Below are 4,964 nucleotides of genomic sequence, written 5' to 3'. Positions count from 1 at the left end.
TCTAGAGCTTGCCCGCGGCCTTCAACGACAGGTAGCGATCCGCGAGCGCGCGCGGGAGTTCGTCGGGCAGAGCGTCCACGACGTCCACGTCATGCCGTGCGAGCAAAGCGGTCAGACGGCGGCGTTCGGCCAACGTCCGTTCTGCCGCAGCGGCGCCATAAACGGACTCCAAGTCGCCTCGCCCCGCGGCCATCGCGTGCACGGCGGGATCGGACACCGAGGCGATCAGCAAGCGGTGCCGGGAAGCCAAGGTGGGCAACAACGGCAGCAACCCGTGCTCGATCGACGGCTCCAGCGACGTCAGCAGCACGACCAGCGAACGCCGACCGGCCCGCCGCAGCACCTCCGCCACCGCGCCGCGCGCGTCGAACTCCACCAGTTCGGCTTCCAGCGGAGCCATCGCCTGCACCAGAACGGGCAGCGTGGCCCGCGGCACGGAAGCTCGCACCTTGGTGCTGAACGCCAGGAAGTCGACCTGGTCGCGAGCCTGCGAAGCCAAGGCGGACAACAACAACGCCGCGTCCATCGACGTGTCGAGCCGCGGCAGGCCACCCAGCGCACCGTCGACGCGGCCGGCAGCCGTGCGGGCCGTGTCGAGCACGATCGTCACCTGCCGGTCGCGCTCAGGCCGCCAGGTCCGCACCACGACATCCGACGACCGAGCCGAAGCACGCCAGTCGATCGACCGCACGTCATCGCCTATCACGTAGGTGCGCAACGAGTCGAACTCCGTGCCGGCACCGCGGATCAACGAGGCCCGGCGGCCGTCCAGCTCGCGCAGGCGTTCCAGCAGCGGCGGCAAGTGACGCCGGCTGTGGAACGGCGGCAACGCGCGCACGGTCCACGGCACGACGTGCGAGCCCTGCCGTGCCGCGATCCCCAGCGGCCCGACAGACCGCACGGTCACACGGTCCGAAACGCGATCACCACGCCGCACGGGGCGCAGTTCGAAAGCAAAGGTCCGCGAGCCACCCGCCGGCACGTCAACCGAAACCCGGTCCTCGACCACACCGGCGGAAGGTGCCCAGGCGTCCCGGAGAACACCCCGCACCCGCCGCCTGGGGTTCTGCACAGTCAACGACACCGTGCACAGCTCACCCGTGCGCACCGAGGTCGCCCCGGCACGCACGAAAGTCAGCCGCCGAACCCCGCCCGCGAGCAGCAGATCGACCACCACACACAGGACCAGCACGCCGAGAAGCACCAGAACCCCTTGCCACGACGGCAAGAAGAGCCCGACGACGAGCACACCGATGAGCGCGAGCAGCCCCGCGCGGCCCGTGAGCGCCACGTCAGCGCGGCACCTGGACCGTGCCGAGCACGCCGTCCAGCACGCCGTCCGCCGTCACGCCCTCCAGTTCGGCCTCCGGACGCAGCTCCAGCCGGTGCCGCAAAGCCGGGCGCGCCAGCGCCTTCACGTCGTCCGGCGTCACGTAGTCACGCCCGGACAACCAGGCCCAGGCCCGCGCCACCGCGAGCAGCGCCGTGGCACCACGCGGAGAAACCCCGAGCCGCACCGCGGGGGACTGCCGAGTGGCCCGGCAGACATCGACCACGTAAGCGATGACCTCGGGCGCCACGGTCAGAGCACGCACCGCGGCCGCACCAGCGTCCAGATGCGCCGCCCCGGCCACGGGAGACAGTGAGGAAAGATCACGCGGATCAAAGCCGGAAGCATGCCGCGTCAACACGTCGATCTCGTGCTCGCGCGCGGGAATCGGCATGGTCACCTTCAGCAGGAACCGGTCCAGCTGCGCCTCGGGCAGGGGATAGGTGCCCTCGTACTCCACCGGGTTCTGCGTGGCCACGACGATGAACGGCGACGGCAGCGGCCGGGTCTTGCCGTCGGCCGACACCTGCCGTTCCTCCATCGCCTCCAGCAGCGCGGCCTGCGTCTTGGGCGGCGTCCGGTTGATCTCGTCCGCCAGCAGCAGGTTCGTGAACACCGGCCCCTCGCGGAACGAGAAAGCGGCGTTGTGCGAGTCGTAGACCAGCGACCCGGTCAGGTCACCGGGCATCAGGTCCGGCGTGAACTGCACCCGCGTCGTCGACAGGTCCAGCGCCCGGGCCATAGCCCGCACCAGCAACGTCTTCGCGACGCCGGGCACACCCTCCAGCAGCACGTGTCCCTTGCACAGCAACGCGAGGATCAGCGACGTCACGGCGGAGTCGTTGCCCACCACGGCCTTGCCGATCTCCGTGCGCAGCGCGACCAGCGCCGAGCGTGCTTCCTCGGTCGAGACGGTGACAGTCATCCCCTGCGTACCTCGTTCTCCACGGCATCGAGCTCTGATGCCAGCGCGACCAGCCCCCGGTCGTCCACCGGCTCCTGCGAATAGAGCAAAGTCCTGACGTCCGCGACGGACCGCGACGTCCTGCGGGCGACCTCCACCGACACGTCCTCGCCCACCGGCAGCCCCAGCAGCGGGGCCAGCCGGTCCCGCGAAGCCTGGCGCAGCACCAGAGCGGCGTGGGTGGCCGCGCGCGAGCTCCGGTACAGCCGCGCCCTGCCCTCCACGGTCTCGGCCGCGCGCACCACCACCGGCAGCGGTTCGGTCACCACCCGGCCCAGCCTGCGCGCCCGCCACAACGCGATCACCACGGCCGCGACGCCCAGCTGGAACGCGCCGAACTTCCAGCCGTCCGGCACCAGGTCCGTGAACGACTTCTGCTGCGAGCGGTCCGCGGTCGACGGCATGTACCAGACGAGCCGTTCGTGCTGACCCAGCAACGCCAATGCCAACGCCGCGTTGCCGTCGGAGTCGAGGTCGCGGTTGGTGAAGATCGCGCCGAACCCGAGCGTCGTCACCGTGCCCGTGCGCACCAGAGTCGAGTCGTAGCAACGCTGTTCGCCGTCGTACACGAACCCGCCGGTCTTGGCCGCACCCGCCTTGGCCGCCAGCGGGCAGCCCGGATCCCGGGTCTCCACCTCCAGCCGCCGGAGACCGGGACGGGCGGGCGCGAGCAGCACGGTGGCCGCGGCACGCTTGGTCAGACCTTCCAGGCGCTCCGGGGCGATCAGGTTCGGTTGCGTCACGAACAGCGTCGCACCCTCCACAGAGGACGCGTCTTCCGTGCGTTCGACCCGCACCCCGTTCTGCTCCAGCAGCGCGACCACGGCGTGGCTGCCCTCCGGCCGGTACGAACGCGGGTCCAGTGAACCGCCCTCTCCACCAACGTGATCACGACAGCCGCGAACAGGATGATCACGCCGATCACCAGCGGCCCGCGCGCGGCAGTCCAGATCCGCCCGGCGTCGGGGGACACCGCCGTCATGCGCGCACCCTGTCGTCCACGGAGACCAGCCGCTGGTACCCCTGTGCCGTGGCGGGCTTGCCGCCGTACCAGACGTCGTCGAACTGCACGGCCGCGCCACGCAGGTCGTCCGCCAGCACCGGAAGTGCCTGCCCCGCCTCGATCGCCACCTCGTCCACCGTACGGCCGGCCCGCGGGTCGAGCACGCCGCGCTGCTCCAGTTCCCGCACCACGGCGCGGAAGCGCTCGCGCACGGCCTCGGCCAGATCCCCCGCCGCCGCAGCGCGTTCCGCCGCCGCGCGATGTTCGGCAGCGGTCATGACCTTGCCGCCGAACACGGAGCCGGCGGAACGCGCGGCACGGAAGGAGCGGCCGACGCGGAGCCTGATGACGATCACGAGAATCACCGCGACCACGACGAGAACCGTGATCGCGGTGATGCCGCTCATACCGCCCACACCCGCGAACAGCGCACCCAGCTTCTCCAGCACCCAGTGGAAGGCGCGTTCGATCGGGTTCGGGTCGTCGGAGACGTACGCCGGGTTGCCCAGCTCCCTGGCGGCCGCCTCCCTGGCCTCGTCGCGGTCGAGATCTACCGGTACGTCAGATACCGCCATGTCCCGCGGCCCGCTGGAGTTCGATGTCCATGCCCTCCGCGCGCATCCGGCGGTCGACGTAGACCAGCACGTTGACCGCGGACGAGAACGGCAGGGTGATCGTCTGCGCGATGATCCCGCCGATCGCCGACAGCACCAGCGAGCCGGCGCTCAGCGCCGCCGTCGGGTCGTCGGAGAAACCGGTCGTCGCGGCGCCGAGCAGGCCGAACGGGAGGCTGATGATCCAGCTGATCACGCCGCTGATGATCGCGGCGAGCAGCAGGATACCGAACGTCCGCCACCACGCGTCCTTCACGAGGGCCCGCGAGCGGCCGAACGCGGCGCCGACGCCGCAGCGCTCCAGCACCAGCGCGGGGCCGATCAGCGAGAACATCACGCCGACCCAGATGCCGGGGATGATGCAGAGGACCACGCCGACGGCGACCACGAGGCTGCTCAGCAGCGTCGCGCCGAGCAACGGCAGCAGGCGCGGCTTGAACTCGTCCCACGCCTGGGCGAACGTGACCGGCCGGCCCAGCACCGCGTGACCCACGACGACGGTGATGAAGCCGGACAGGAACACCGTGCCGATCAGCAGCAGCAGGACGCTGAGCGCCGTGCCGGTGAGGAAGCCGATGAAACTCGTCGTGATGCGGTCCAGCATCTCCTGCTGGGTGACCGTGTTCGGGTCGAGCGTCGCCGCGGCGGTGAGGTCGTTCAGGAACGGCAGCTGCACCAGCAGGCCGACGATCTGGGTGATCGCGGCGACGACAGCGGCCGCGCCGAGCAGCAGCACCGGGTACTTGCGCATCGTCGTGATGGCGCCGTCGACGATCTCGCCGACGGCCAGCGGACGCAGCGGGATCACACCCGGCTTGATCGTCGGTCCCGGCTGCGGTGGCGGCGGGGCGTAGTAGCCCGGCTGCTGCCCGTACTGGGGTGGCTGTTGCCCGTGCTGGGGCGGTTGCTGCTGCGGCTGGTTCGGTTGCTGGTCGGGCGAGGACCAGCCAGGCGTTTCGGACATTGCGGCAACCCCCTGGTCGTGTGTGAGCGGCATCCTGCCAGATCAGACCGCCTCTCACAGCGCGACTGGATCACGAAACGATGTCCTAT

General features: G+C 70.6%; 5 protein-coding genes. All 5 read right to left on the bottom strand.

Features of this window, described 5'->3' with window-relative positions; all coding sequences use genetic code 11:
- Nucleotide 1: 1 nt before the first annotated feature.
- Nucleotides 2-1,291, bottom strand: coding sequence for a DUF58 domain-containing protein (locus tag UK23_RS47720; RefSeq protein WP_045318503.1), 1,290 nt, complete (start codon nt 1,289-1,291; stop codon nt 2-4).
- Nucleotide 1,292: 1 nt separating this feature from the next.
- Complete coding sequence (locus tag UK23_RS47715) at nt 1,293-2,255, bottom strand: AAA family ATPase (RefSeq protein ID WP_045318502.1); 963 nt, start codon at nt 2,253-2,255, stop codon at nt 1,293-1,295.
- The gene (locus UK23_RS47710; protein WP_231115014.1) at nt 2,252-3,118 is read right to left on the bottom strand and encodes a DUF4350 domain-containing protein; all 867 of its coding nucleotides are present in this window, start codon (nt 3,116-3,118) and stop codon (nt 2,252-2,254) included. Before UK23_RS47710 ends, UK23_RS47715 begins: the two co-directional genes overlap by 4 nt.
- Before the next feature lie 154 nt (nt 3,119-3,272).
- Complete coding sequence (locus UK23_RS47705) at nt 3,273-3,872, bottom strand: DUF4129 domain-containing protein (protein ID WP_045318501.1); 600 nt, start codon at nt 3,870-3,872, stop codon at nt 3,273-3,275.
- Nucleotides 3,859-4,875 carry a hypothetical protein gene (locus tag UK23_RS47700; RefSeq protein ID WP_045318500.1) on the bottom strand — a complete coding sequence of 339 codons (1,017 nt, stop codon included), beginning with the start codon at nt 4,873-4,875 and terminating at the stop codon, nt 3,859-3,861. Before UK23_RS47700 ends, UK23_RS47705 begins: the two co-directional genes overlap by 14 nt.
- Nucleotides 4,876-4,964 lie beyond the last annotated feature (89 nt).

Source organism: Lentzea aerocolonigenes, assembly GCF_000955955.1.
GTDB lineage: Bacteria > Actinomycetota > Actinomycetes > Mycobacteriales > Pseudonocardiaceae > Lentzea > Lentzea aerocolonigenes_A.
The sequence above is the reverse complement of the archived record's forward strand: the minus strand, read 5'-3'. Positions and strand labels throughout refer to the sequence as shown.